This window comes from Sodalis ligni (assembly GCF_016865525.2).
GTDB lineage: Bacteria > Pseudomonadota > Gammaproteobacteria > Enterobacterales > Enterobacteriaceae > Acerihabitans > Acerihabitans ligni.
The window spans coordinates 4,349,444-4,361,599 of record NZ_CP075169.1 but is presented as its reverse complement, the minus strand read 5'-3'; the positions used below and the strand labels follow the sequence as shown (position 1 = coordinate 4,361,599).

General features: G+C 51.8%; 7 protein-coding genes and 3 pseudogenes. 4 read left to right on the top strand and 6 right to left on the bottom strand.

The window, feature by feature from the left end; all coding sequences use genetic code 11:
* Nucleotides 1-106 precede the first annotated feature (106 nt).
* The 3 genes from GTU79_RS20390 to GTU79_RS20380 all read right to left on the bottom strand — a co-directional run bounded on the left by GTU79_RS20390 (nt 107) and on the right by GTU79_RS20380 (nt 4,969).
* Nucleotides 107-478, bottom strand: a complete 372-nt coding sequence (locus tag GTU79_RS20390) for an EAL domain-containing protein (protein WP_253073383.1) — start codon at nt 476-478, stop codon at nt 107-109.
* 26 nt (nt 479-504) lie between these two features.
* Entirely contained in the window at nt 505-3,462 is a 2,958-nt protein-coding gene (locus GTU79_RS20385) for a diguanylate cyclase (protein WP_214513319.1), read from the bottom strand.
* Nucleotides 3,463-3,526: 64 nt separating this feature from the next.
* Entirely contained in the window at nt 3,527-4,969 is a 1,443-nt protein-coding gene (locus GTU79_RS20380) for a magnesium transporter (RefSeq protein WP_203523663.1), read from the bottom strand.
* 416 nt (nt 4,970-5,385) lie between these two features.
* Here GTU79_RS20380 and GTU79_RS20375 point away from each other — a divergent pair.
* The 4 genes and pseudogenes from GTU79_RS20375 (at nt 5,386) to GTU79_RS20355 (ending at nt 7,922) form a co-directional block, all read left to right on the top strand.
* A pseudogene (locus GTU79_RS20375) lies at nt 5,386-6,416 on the top strand (IS630 family transposase).
* 217 nt (nt 6,417-6,633) lie between these two features.
* A complete protein-coding gene (locus tag GTU79_RS20370; protein ID WP_214513318.1) occupies nt 6,634-6,888 on the top strand; it encodes a hypothetical protein in 255 nt (84 codons plus the stop codon).
* 88 nt (nt 6,889-6,976) lie between these two features.
* Nucleotides 6,977-7,683 (top strand): annotated as a pseudogene (locus GTU79_RS31545) (T3SS effector OspC family protein).
* 32 nt (nt 7,684-7,715) lie between these two features.
* Entirely contained in the window at nt 7,716-7,922 is a 207-nt protein-coding gene (locus tag GTU79_RS20355; RefSeq protein ID WP_203523660.1) for an ankyrin repeat domain-containing protein, read from the top strand.
* 196 nt (nt 7,923-8,118) lie between these two features.
* On the opposite strand, the gene GTU79_RS20350 is transcribed toward GTU79_RS20355, so the two are convergent.
* The 3 genes and pseudogenes from GTU79_RS20350 to ppk1 form a co-directional block, all read right to left on the bottom strand.
* Nucleotides 8,119-8,310, bottom strand: a complete 192-nt coding sequence (locus GTU79_RS20350) for a YfgG family protein (protein WP_203523659.1) — start codon at nt 8,308-8,310, stop codon at nt 8,119-8,121.
* Between the two features lie 17 nt (nt 8,311-8,327).
* Nucleotides 8,328-9,857, bottom strand: coding sequence for an exopolyphosphatase (gene ppx / locus GTU79_RS20345; protein WP_132926955.1), 1,530 nt, complete (start codon nt 9,855-9,857; stop codon nt 8,328-8,330).
* 3 nt (nt 9,858-9,860) lie between these two features.
* Nucleotides 9,861-11,929, bottom strand: a pseudogene (gene ppk1, locus GTU79_RS20340) (polyphosphate kinase 1).
* Nucleotides 11,930-12,156: the final 227 nt, after the last annotated feature.

Below are 12,156 nucleotides of genomic sequence, written 5' to 3'. Positions count from 1 at the left end.
GGCAACGGATAACGGCCTCGAGCGGTAAATTCTGCTGGGTGGAAAGTGAACAATGTTATTAGGGGGAGCGTCCCCGGCACATTATGGCGACGACTTGAGCGCGGCATCAGCCTATGGCGGCATAGCCGCTATCGAGCATGGCGGTCAAGGGTATGGCGCGGCTTATGCTGTCCCCCTCCGCCATATCGATACCCAGCAGGCACAGCTTCTCCAGTACCGCCGGCAGATGGGCCGGCCCGGCAATGGAGCGGGCGTTGAGGCGATGAATATGCCCATTGATGATGGTCACCATCATCTCGTCCATTTGACTATTGTGCAGGGAGTGGACAAACCGGTTCGGCAGTTTAATGTAATCAATGGTACCGGTGGGTAATTTGTTAAAGGCGCTGAAATTATCGCCGAATTGATCAAGCATAAGCTGATTACCCTGACGGCGCAGCCGTTGCAATGGCGCTTGGATGGCCGGATAGTTTTCCATGAAGGCCGCGCCGCTGACGCTGATGATTAAGGGCTTGGCCCCGGGCTGGTGCCTGAACCCGACCGGGACAGCAGTTTGTCCAGCAGTGCCTGGTCCTTCAGACCCGCCAGGGAGAGGGGAATGACCAGGGCCATGCCTTTATGCGCGATGGCGGCGCCGTAAACCTCCATAATTTGATCCACCAGCCAATGATCCAGCAGCAGCGGCAAATCCTGCTGCTGCGCCGACTGATAAAAGACATCCTGAGCCAATGAACGATGCTCCTGCGGCCCCACCGCGACGGAGAGCTGGTAAAAACCGACGGCGAGCGGCGTCGCCGGCGGCGCCACCGGACCGGCCATAATTTCCAGCTCGCCGTTTTTCATCATCGCCATAATCCGGTCGCGGCTGATGGCCGGCGTCTGCATGACCAGTCCGGGATGCTTGAGCTCCGGCTCGAACAGGATGACCTGTCCGCGCCCGCTGTGTTTAGCGGTATAACAGGCGATATCGGCCTGGGTCATCACTTCCTTGGTATGGAAATTCTCTTCCGTTATCACGGTGATGCCCGCGCTGCCGCCGATAGAATATAATTTATCTTCCCAATGGAATGAATAGCTGTTGATGGCATCTATGATGCGCTGGACCTGTTTTTTGGCATCCGCCTGGGTACAGTCGGGCAGAATCAAGCCGAATTCGTCCCCGCCGAGCCTGGCCAGGCAGTCGTACTGCCGGATATTTTTCTGCATCAGCAGGCCCAGCTCCAGTAGCAATGCATCCCCCGCCGCATGTCCGGCCCGGTCGTTGATTTCCTTGAAACGATCCAAATCGATGAATACCAGCGCATGACGCCTTTTTTGGGCAATGGCGGTATGCAGCGCCTGGTCCAGATGCTGTGCGAAATTGGCGCGGTTAGGCAGCCCGGTTAAATCATCATGCAGCGCGTTGTAGCTCAGTTGCTGCATCAAATGACGGGACTCGCTGACATCCTTAATGACCAGCACCGCCCCCAATATGGAACCGCTGATATTTTTCAGCGGCGTGCAGTTGTGCTGGATATCGAAAAACTGCCCGCCGCGGCTGTGCAGCACCAGGGAGTGTTGCAGGGAAGATCCCTTTTGCCTGGACGCGATCTGTGATTGCAATAAGGTCGGCAGCGCCGGTCCGTCATGGCCCAGGGTAAGCCGTATGATACTGTCGATATGTTTGCCGTGGGCTTCCCTTTGCAGCCAGCCGGTCATTTTTTCCGCCACTGGATTCATGAAATTGATGCACATCTGTTTATCCATCGAAATGACCGCGTCGCCGATGGAGTCCAGGGTAATGTGCAGCCGTTCCTTTTCTTCATGCAGCGCGTCGGTGAGCCTGGCCTCACTGGTAAAATCAAGGCTGATGCCCAGCATACGCACGGCCCGATCGTTTTCATCCGCCAGGACATTGGCGTACAGGCGAATATGGCGCAATTCTTGATCAGGCCCGCGGATACGAAATTCAAAGGAGAAGGGTTTGCGTTCGTCCATCGCTTTATAGAAAACCTGCAGCGCCATATCCCGGTCTTCGTCGATGATACAGGCCAACCAATAGTCATAGGTGGCTTTCTGGCCCGGCGGCAAGGAATAGATCTCCTCCATGCGCTTATCCCAGTTCATATCATCGGAAACAATATTCCATTCCCATATGCCCACGCCGCCGGCCTCGTTCGCCAGCGTAATCCGCTCCATTAAGCGGCGGTTGACAATTTCGCTGTGTTTAACTTCGGTAATATCTTCAATCTGGGAGATAAAATAGAGCGGTACTTCATGCTGATCGCGCACCAGTGAAACCGCCAGCAGTGCCCAGACAATTTCACCGTCGCTGCGGATATAGCGTTTTTCCAGCGTATAGCTCTCAATGACCCCGTTAATCAAGTCATTGAGCTGCTCGAGATCGGTGGTCAAATCGTCCGGGTGGGTAATCTCCTGAAAACTGAGCTGTTCCAACTGCCGGGGGCTGTATTTCAAAAAACGGCACAGGGCTTTATTTACCTGTAACCAAGTTCCCTCCAGGGATACCAATGCCATGCCGATGGCGGAATATTCCATGGCATAGCGAAAGCGGGTTTCGCTTTGCAAAATATTGCTGCGTTCAACCCGAAAGGCATACATGACCATGGCCATGGCGTGGGCGGGAATCAATATTATCAACAAGGGCATTTGCGGTAATAATCCCGGATTGATAATTTGTGGAATATTGAGATGCAGGAAACCCGTTATAAGGGCGAAAAACAGCGTCAGGGTGACGATAAGAAACAGGCAGAAGGCTTCAAAACGCGGCAACCGTATGGCGCCGAAGAACAGCGGCAAGGCCGCGAAGGTAAATGGGAAGGGCAGTAATTTTATCGCCAGATAACTCACGGCAAGGGTAAATAACGCCGTTATGAACATTTCAATCCAGGTTTTCTGCTTGAGCATCTGGATTAAGGCCGGCCGCCGGCACAATATTCCCACTGGAGTCAGGGCGAGAATACCCACCCCTTCCGCGGTAAGCCAATGCATAATAAACGGCGCCAGGCGCGCCGGGGGAACGTGAAAAAAAAGCGCGGCGGTTGCGGCGGCGATGGCGGGAACCAATACCACGGCGATGAAGAAAAACTTCAGCCAGGAGACGATGCCGTTTAAAGGGTCCAGCGGATCCAGTGCGTATTTCAACAGCCAGGCGCCGAATACCGCTTCCAGCAGGGTGGCCGCCGTTAACGGCAGGCCGCTGGCCGGGCCGGCGCCGGCCAGGAGATTTGCGGCCGTCAGGGCCAGGGCGCTGGCGAGTATCAGCGCTGCCCAGCGGCGCAACGGCAGCGAGAATAGCGCCGCCAGCAGGATCGCCGTGGTAAACCACAATGGCGAAACGGATAGGTCCGTGCTGCCCATGGACAAACACCACAGGGTTATTATGAAAGCAAGCAGGGCGATTGCCGTAATGATGGGCCAATAATTATTATGGTTAATGGAGAGCTTTTTGCTGGCGCCCATAATTATATCCTGAGGATTCTTATATTTAGAATAGCAGTTCACTACTGAAAAGGATGATTATCTCTTATGCTTGGTGCGCTAAAAAAACGGTCGCCAGTCCCAAAAAAATAAAATAACCGCCGGTATCGGTTATCGCAGCAATCATGACGCTGGAGCGTGCCGCCGGATTGCGCCCCAGCCGTGCCATGGCGAGGGGAATCATTACCCCCATCAACGCCGCCAGGATAAAGTTAAACAGCATAGCCAGCATTATTACCCCTCCCAGCCCCGCATTACGGTATAAAAACCAAGTGGCCAACCCCATGATGCCGCCCCATAACACGCCGTTGATGACGGCTGCGCCCAGTTCGCGCAATAGCAGAAAAACGGCGCTGCCCTTTGCCAATTGACGGAGCGCCAGTCCCCGCACAATCATGGTCATGGCCTGGTTGCCCCCCGCGCCGCCGATACCGGCCACAATGGGCATCAGGGCGGCCAATGACACCAAGACCGATAGCGTGCCTTCAAACAGGCCGATGACGCGGGATGTGATAAACGCGGCGGCGAGATTTATCGCCAGCCAGCCCCAGCGGGCGCGCAGCGTGTTGCGTATCGGGGCGTAGATGTCCGCAGCCGGGCTGATACCGCCAAGACGGCGCTGGGTCTCGTCGTTTTCGGCAATAATCACATCAACCATGTGTTCGATACCCAGCCGGCCTACCAGCTTGCCCTTGATATCCACCACCGGGGCGGTGACGAGATCGTAGCGTTCGAAGGCGCCGGCCGCGTCCCTGGCCGCATCATCCGGCAGGAAGGCGGCGGGGTTGGCCTCCATGACCTCGGCTACCTGTTTATCCGGCGGGTTAAGTAAAATCGCGGTCAATGCCAGTTCTCCCACCAGCTGGTTTTTCCGATCCACCACAAACAGTTTATCGCTGTTCTTTGGCAGCGTTCGGCGCCGGCGCAAATAGCGTTGCACCACGGCCAGCGTCACATCGGGGCGAACCGTCGCCAGCTCGACATCCATATACCGGCCGACGCTGTCCCGCTCGGCATTCATCATCGCCCGCGCCTGTGCCCGTTGCCGGGGCTCCAGGGCGGTGAGCATCCGGCTGACGATGTCCCGCGGCAAATAATGCGCCAGACAGGCCTGCTCATCCACCTCCAGCGGCCTGACGGCTTTCAGAATATCGCCGGGGTTCATGTCGGCTATCAGGCGGTGGCGGATGACCGGCGAGATTTCCACCAGGATTTTACCGCGTTTGTCATTATCAATCAGACGCCAGAACGCCAACCGTTTGTCCAGCGGCAGGCTTTCCAATATATCCGCCGCATCCGCCGCGCGCAGTTGTCGTTGTATATCGGCAAGCCGCGCGGTTTGATCCAGAAGTTTCGCCGGCGAAACGGTGGATTTGCCGCCGGGCCGGCCCAGGATGCTGTCCACCAGGTGACGGTTGTCCAGTAACAGCGAGAAGACCTGATGTCTTGCTTGCGCCGGTTGCGAGGCATTATGTTTCACCACGGGCATAACGGCAACATTCCTTAGGTTACGGTGTTGACAAAATTGGCTAATGATACGGCTAAACTCGGCGTCAAACATCGGCCAAACCCGCGCCAAATGATAAAGCCGGACCGGTTGCCGTTTTACATAATACCAGTGCCGCCGTCATGATTTTGGATTTATTGGCCTAACGTGCAATGTAAATATGCCGAGCTTCATAACCATGGGTTCCGAACAGGAAGTCATCACACCGGGAGGCTGGGTCCGCCTCGCCCGCCAAGAAAGGCGCATGGCCGCACATTCACATTCGTATGGAAAAATTTTAAATACAATTTTCATAACTAAATAGGTGTGCCAAATTGTAGATCACCGAAGGGAACTCAATCCGGTTTGAGCGATCTGATCAATCGCCAGAAAGAACTTTTCACCCAACCGGACGAGTTATGCCGATCATAGCATTTATACCCCGAAATGAACGACGCCAGATGCAAAAAGAGATACATAAAACGCGCGATAAAAATCACGCCCGGCGGCTGATGGCCATGCTTATGCTGCATCAGGGCGACTCAGTTACCGATGTCGCCCGTCGCCTTTGTGCCGCGCGCTCATCGGTAGGTCGATGGATCAACTGGTTTACTTTATTTGGTGTCGAGGGGTTAAAAAGTCTCCCGCCTGGACGCCAAAAGTGCTGGCCTGTTGAAGCTATAATGCGCATGCTAAACCTGCTGGTTCAACGTTCCCCGCAAGACTTTGGTTATCTTCGTTCACGCTGGAGTACTGAACTGTTATCTATTGAAATCAATAAGCTATTCAACTCTACGCTCCATCCTGCAACGCTGCGTAAATGGTTGCCGAAAGCCGGCCTGGTCTGGCGTAGGTCTGCCCCGACACTGCACATCAGGGATCCGCATAAAGAAGAAAAAATGGCTGCAATTGAAGAGGCGTTGACCAAGAACTGCGCGGACCACCTGGTCTTTATGAGGATGAAGTGGACATTGATCTTAATCCAAAATCGGCGCTGACTGGCAATGTAAAGGACACCAAAAGCGGATCCCGACACCGGGTAAAACGAAAACATTACCTGGCTGGGGCGTTACACGCGGGAACCGGGCGAGTAGATTATGTCAGTGCCATAGGCAAAACTCGGATTTATTTATCCAGATGCTGGGCCACCTGAAAAGTACCTACCGCAGCGCGAAACTATCACGCTAATCGTTGATAATTACGTCATTCATAAGAGCCAAAAACGCTGGATTGGCTGGCTGAAAATCCAAAATTTATCATTATTTATCAACCTATTTACTCACCTTGGGTAAACCGGATAGAGTTATTATGGCTGGCGCTTCATGAAACGGTGACACGCAATCATCAATGCCGATACATGTGGCAATTATTAAGAAATGTGGCCCAGTTTATGAAAGCAGCATCCCCATTTCCTGGCAACGGACATGGACAAACAAAAGTGGAGCGTTAATAGGCACACCTATTTAGCTCATTAAATCATAAAGAGCTATTTCTTAAAGAACTTAAGCCGGCGCTGCATTATTGTGTTTATTTTCAAGAGAAGACATTATGAAAAGAACCGACACGCTATTGACAACTGGCTGTGCAAAATTTTTGCTACAGCAGTCGCATCCATCTGTTTCCCAATGTGAGAATAAAAAAGTGAAAACGCAATTGGTAATATAAAGATGATGGGCAATGTGGCCATTTGTCCCAATAAAATAGAACGTGAAGAAAACAGCGCTAAAATAATTCAACGATTCTTTCGAAGAGTACTAGCCGCTCGAAGCTATTACAACATGTTTTCCAATGGTAGCTATTTTAAGAAAATAGGTAATGAGCTGCCAAAAGTGTCAGGTCAATCTTCTTTTGCTTCTTTAACGCATCTCGATAGGATCTCAGCGGAATATCTTGCACAGATAAAAGCAAAACGCCTGATTTAAGCAGCGAAGAACAAGCGCTGCTAAAAAGAGTGCTGAGTGCAAAAATACTTCTAAGACATCAGTCAAACTCTAATCTTTCTGAAGGCGGATTGCTAAAATATTTTCCAACGATTACTTATTCAATCGAGGTATATCCTCAGGGAAGAACACCACAACAGAAGATGAAGAATGCTTAAGTAACCAAGATTTTGTTTTTCTCGGCGTTGAATTTTCAGCAGACCTGTCTCAGGCCCCGCTAAACACACTGCATTCAAATAGTGACTTTGGAGCGAATGCATACCTGGTGGAAGCGCGCTTTCCATATGGTTACATGACATTAACCGATCACCTTCATAATCATCAGGTTCCGCCTTCTACACATGAACATCAAGATTTTGTACAACAATTTCCGCAGGCCAAATTTGAAGCGTTCCGTCTTATTCATGGTGAAAGAGGCGTTCATGATGTCCCGATGTATAATAGTAAAGACATGAGGCTGGCATTAGGTTTACACTTGATTAATTTCATCAGGTCTTCCGAGGATGCGGTTTTAAGGAATTCTGCCTGAAGAAGGACATGACGGATAAAGAACTGGACAGGCTGATTAATTTCGTGTTTGAACCCGAATTTCATGTGCCTCGGATGGTAATTACACCTCAATTTAGTGAAAAAGCTCAGGGATATCCCCTTAAAGATGCAGTTATCGCGTCAAATATTAAAAGAATGGGTGAGCTGGTTAAAAATAAGGAAGATGCCTGTAAGGCTATGATCACAGCAATTGAAAAATCCAAAAGGACATTGTCGACTTACTTTTAAACAAACGGATTTCTCTTCCGAAGATCTAAAAAATGAAAGCTAACAAATTCCGTGATATAGAATATGATCTTAGCTATCCTTCCGAAAATACAGAGATTTTGAGGACTTTCTTAGAGCGCGGGCTGGTGGATGTTAACAAAATATTCGAAAGTCCTAACCGAGGAGACACTATGCTTGATAATGCTATAAGATACAATAATGAGGAAATGATTCGCTTGTTAAAGCAATGGGGGCTTTAACCGGGGCAGAATTGAAAAAACAAGCTGAACTCTCTGCCACTTGATATATTGAATCCTGCCTACAGCGGACCAATGCAAGCGGATAAGATATAATCAATTGATTTTAAGGCGCCTTTATCTTTGGGGAGGGGCGCCTCAAAACACGAAATTTTCGCCGCGACAACCCTGGCACATACGTTAAATTTCATGCCAGGGTTTAGTTATCCGGCCGGGAATCGTCATTAACGACTTGCTCCGTCGGCTCCGCGGTCCCATCCTGCTGATGCTGCCAAGCGCCGATGGTGGCATAGATTAAGCGACCGAATAATATAATAAAACTGATAAGCAAAATCCAGCGGGTCATCCGAACCGAGGTTCGTCGCCGTTTACGTGGATAAGCCAGCTTCATTAATCCGTCTTTGTCTCTCAGGGTGCTGTGTCCTCTGTAATGTCCAGTTGCCAGCCTGGAACGTCCGACCAGTAGCTCTGCTCACGTTCCAAATCCAGCTGCACCAGGTTGTTCTGGGCAAAAAAGCCGGCCGGGAACGTCAAGGTCCAATGATTCTGGTCGGTGGTCAGCCGCAATTGCATGGGCGTGGTGGCCTGACGTTGATTATTGAGCAAAACCGCCAGCCGGAGCAACTGCAGACAGGGCAAAAAATGTTTTTTCCGGAAAAGATTCAGGCGGGGCATTTCCTCGAGCTTAATGGCCTTGCGGTGAAAACGCACCAGGGTGGCCAGCAATAGCTGCTGCTCCTGATTGAATCCCGGCATATTGGTTTGCTGCAGGATATACGCGGAATGACGCTGCATCCCGCTGTGGTTTATGCCCAAACCCACTTCATGCAGCAGGGCCGCCCATTTCAGCAGGGCTTCCAACTGTTCGTTGCGCAAATCTTCGTTTTGGTTGTACCACTGCTGATACAGTTCATCGGTGGTATCGCTGACCCGTTTGGCCTGTTCGCTGTCGATATTATAATGTTCAGCCAGGCTGCGCGCGGTACGGCTGCGGATATCCTGGTGATGGAACCTGCCTTCCATTTCATACAGGACGCCTTCGCGCAAGGCGCAATCGGAGAACTGCAATTCGCTGATGGCCAGCGTATCCACCACGCCGCACAGGATAGCCAGCCCCGGCACGAAAACGCTTTTACGTTCTTCGGACAGGCCGGGGAGATTAAGCGCGCTAAAACTTTTGAATTTCATCACTTTGTCATAAAGTAGCTGCAGGCGTTCCGGGGTGATGCCGCCGTCCTTCTCCCCCAGCTCGGCCAAAACCTCGCAGGCGGCCTTGATGGTCCCCGAGGCGCCCAGGGCGACCTGCCACCCCAACAGACGGTATTGCCAGGCCAGGGTTTCCAGTTTTTGCGCCGCCGCCAGCCGGGCGCGGCGGAAATGCACCGGACTGATGACGCCGCCGGGAAAAAACTGGTTGCCGAAGCTGACGCAACCCATACGGCGGCTTTCCACCAGTATCGGTTCGAAATTTTCGCCAATCACCAGTTCAGTGGAGCCGCCGCCGATGTCGATGACCAGCTTGCGGCCCTTCTCGGATTGGGTGTGTTCCACGCCCATGAAAATCAGCCGCGCTTCTTCATGGCCGGAAATGATTTCAATGGGGTAGGGGATTACTTTTGCCGCCCGGCTGAGAAACTCCTCGGCGTTAACCGCTTCACGCAGAGCGTGGGTGCCGACCATGGTAACCCGCTGCGGCGGGAAACCTTGCAAACGCTCGGCGAACAGCGCCAGACAGTTCAAACCGCGAACGATGGCTTCCTCGTTCAGACGATTGCCGGCATCGAGGCCGTCCGCCAGATGCACGCGCTGTTTCAATCGGCTGAGAATCTGCAGCGCCCCGTTTACCACCCGGGCGACTACCATATGGAAACTGTTCGAACCCAGATCGATGGCCGCGAATTCTTCGGGTTTGGACGAGGTTGAATTGTTTAGTGGCATACGTCAGGCCTGATCTCCGGATTGTTCCAATCGTTTAATATAATCATAGATGGCAGTCTGCGCACGTACCTTACGCCGATTACCGCGGGGGACATAGCGGTTACTGAGTTCGGCATCAATATATCGTGCTTTCACCGTGTCGCTGAACAGCAATGCCAGGATATCCAGCACCTGTTTTTTCAGCCTGGGATCCAACAAACCCACCGCCACCTCAATCCGATAATCGATATTGCGGGTCATCCAGTCCGCCGAGGAGAGGTAAACCTTTTTATCGCCGCCGTTTTCAAAGACATAAACCCTATCGTGCTCCAGATACCGGTCAACGACGCTGATGACGCGGATATTCTCACTGATGCCGGGTAAATCGGGAATTAACGAACACATGCTGCGCACCATGATATTGATAGGTACGCCGACGCCGGAAGCGGCATAGAGGCGGTCGATCAGTCCCTGATCAACCAGGTTATTGATTTTTAGCATAATGCCTGATGGAATGCCGGCCTGGGCATTGGCGATTTCCTGATCCACCATCTGGTACAGCATATGTCGCGAATTCTGCGGCGAGACCAGCAAATAATCGAAGCTCACCGGGCGATAGGGATTTTCAATAAAGTTGAATACCCGGCGGACTTCGTTGGTAATGCGTGGATCGGCGGTAATCAAGGAGTAATCGGTATACAGCCGGGCGGGTTTTTCTTTGAAATTCCCGGTGCCGATATGGGCATAACGCACGATATCGTCGCCTTCATGGCGGCTGATTAAAAACAGCTTGGCATGGATCTTGAGCCCCGGCGCGGAGAAGATAACGTGCACCCCCGCTTCGGTGAGGCGCTTGGCCCAGTGGATATTGGCCTCCTCGTCGAAGCGCGCCTGCAGTTCCACCACCACCGTCACCTTCTTGCCGTTGTGGGCGGCGTGGATCATCGCATCGATAATGCGTGAATCCTTGGCGACTCGGTATATGTTGATTTTGATGGAGATGACGCTGGGGTCAAACGAAGACTGGCGCAGCAATTCCAGCACGTGCTCAAAGGTATGGTAAGGATAATACAGCAGGATATCGCGCTCGCGGATGGCGTCAAAGCCGTTGCGAAAATGCTCGAACCAGTTATGGCGCAGGCGGGGCAGGGGCTTATTCACCAGGTTGGCTTTGCCGACATTGGGGAAGGTAATGAAATCCTTGAAATTATGATAGCGCCCGCCGGGGATGACCGAGTCATAGGAGGAAATGCCGAGCTTGTCTTTTAGCATTTCCACCATGTCGTTGGGCATATCCCGCTGATAGACAAAACGCACCGGCTCGGCGGTCAGCCGCTGTTTCAAACTGGAGGACATAAGCTCCAGCAGGCTGGATTCCATTTCCGTCACCAGATCATACTCGGCGTCGCGGGTCATTTTCATCGAGTAGGCGTTGAGCGTGTCATAATCGAAAAAGCCGGTGAAAATATCGTCCAGGCAATAGCGCAGTATATTGTCCAAAAGGATCATCGGCTTGCGACGGCGCGGCGGTTCCGCAGGCAGATTGATAAAACGGGGCACCTTGTCCGCCGGTATTTCCAGCAGGGCATAGCTGGTTTTCTGTCCGCGGATGATTTCCACCGCCAGGTAGGTGTAATCATCCTTCAGGAATTCCACCAGATTGGTGTCGTGCTGGATTAATATGGGCGTAATGTGCTGGCGGAGCTGATGCTTGAAATGGGAACGCAGCCACTCCTGCTGGTTCGGCGAAAGCTGGCGCTCGTTAATCAAAAGATCTGGTTGCGGGCCATTTCCAACAGCAGATCATTATAAAGATTGTCAAATTCCTGCTCGGTATTGAGCACTTTAGACTGAATTTTATTAAGCAGATGACGGGACGCCAGTTGCGAACCCTGTTCTTCGCTGATCAGAATCCGCCGCTTTAATTCGGCGAACCGGACTTTATAGAATTCATCAAGATTATTGGAGTAAATGCCCAGAAAACGCATGCGTTCAATAAGGGGATTGGTTTTGTCTGCGGCTTCTTGCAGTACCCGCTCGTTGAAAGATAACCAACTCAATTCTTTTTCGCTATATAGCTTTTCCTGACCCATTGCCGCTCCGTTAATTTGTTCAGGAAGGAAGGTCCTGTGTTGTCATCATTATCGACTCCTAAGGGGTAAAGTCCATAACAACAATTGTCTAGAGATTGTCATCATAATATCTTACAGGCAACATAGGCTTCCTTCATCCGCCTAATCGGTGAGATTGTTCCTATATAACAGGATAATATGACAGAAAAACGGCTTTCCACACTGCAAACAGCGCGCCATCGCCGCAT

Excerpts from the sequence above, each read along its gene's own strand:
- ppx (WP_132926955.1), bottom strand. The coding sequence starts at position 9,857 with ATGCCACTAAACAATTCAACCTCGTCCAAACCCGAAGAATTCGCGGCC.
- GTU79_RS20355 (WP_203523660.1), top strand. The coding sequence starts at position 7,716 with ATGAAAGCTAACAAATTCCGTGATATAGAATATGATCTTAGCTATCCT.
- GTU79_RS20385 (WP_214513319.1), bottom strand. The coding sequence starts at position 3,462 with ATGGGCGCCAGCAAAAAGCTCTCCATTAACCATAATAATTATTGGCCC.
- GTU79_RS20390 (WP_253073383.1), bottom strand. The coding sequence starts at position 478 with ATGGAAAACTATCCGGCCATCCAAGCGCCATTGCAACGGCTGCGCCGT.
- GTU79_RS20380 (WP_203523663.1), bottom strand. The coding sequence starts at position 4,969 with ATGCCCGTGGTGAAACATAATGCCTCGCAACCGGCGCAAGCAAGACAT.
- GTU79_RS20370 (WP_214513318.1), top strand. The coding sequence starts at position 6,634 with ATGATGGGCAATGTGGCCATTTGTCCCAATAAAATAGAACGTGAAGAA.
- GTU79_RS20350 (WP_203523659.1), bottom strand. The coding sequence starts at position 8,310 with ATGAAGCTGGCTTATCCACGTAAACGGCGACGAACCTCGGTTCGGATG.